The 598-nt window shown below is 63.0% G+C and carries 2 protein-coding genes; both read left to right on the forward strand.

From position 1 onward, the window contains the following. Nucleotides 1-303 (forward strand): GDP-mannose 4,6-dehydratase (locus P0D68_RS35490; protein ID WP_408468835.1); only part of this gene is annotated, 303 nt, incomplete at its 5' end. Between the two features lie 10 nt (nucleotides 304-313). Then, on the forward strand, nucleotides 314-598 hold a 285-nt coding region (locus P0D68_RS35495), incomplete at its 3' end, for a sugar phosphate nucleotidyltransferase (RefSeq protein ID WP_408188110.1).

Genomic DNA, 598 nt, shown 5'->3' on the forward strand with positions numbered 1-598 from the left:
GAGAAGAAGAACCTCGAAGTGGTTCACACGCTGTGCGACCTGCTCGACCAGTTGCGTCCGAAGGCGGGCGCTTCGTACCGCGACCAGATCACTTACGTGAAGGATCGTCCGGGCCACGACCGCCGTTATGCGATCGACGCGCGCAAGCTCGAACGCGAGCTTGGCTGGAAGCCGGCGGAGACGTTCGAGACGGGTCTGGCGAAAACGGTGCAGTGGTATCTGGAGAACCAGGCGTGGTCGGACGAAGTCGCCTCGGGCGAATACCGCAAGTGGGTTGAGACCAACTACGCGCAACGCGCGTAAGGGCACGGCAATGGCGCGCAAAGGCATTATTCTCGCGGGCGGTTCGGGCACGCGCCTGTATCCGATCACGCACGTCGTATCGAAGCAGTTGCTGCCGGTGTACGACAAACCGATGATCTACTACCCGCTGTCCACGCTGATGGTGGCGGGCATCCGGGACGTGCTGATCATATCGACGCCACAGGACACGCCGCGCTTCGAGGCGATGCTCGGCGACGGCAGCCAGTGGGGGATGAATATCCAGTACGCGGTGCAGCCTTCGCCGGACGGGCTCGCGCAGGCGTTCATCATCGGC

Origin of the sequence: Paraburkholderia sp. RL17-380-BIE-A, assembly GCF_046028085.1 — a bacterium.
Taxonomy (GTDB): domain Bacteria; phylum Pseudomonadota; class Gammaproteobacteria; order Burkholderiales; family Burkholderiaceae; genus Paraburkholderia.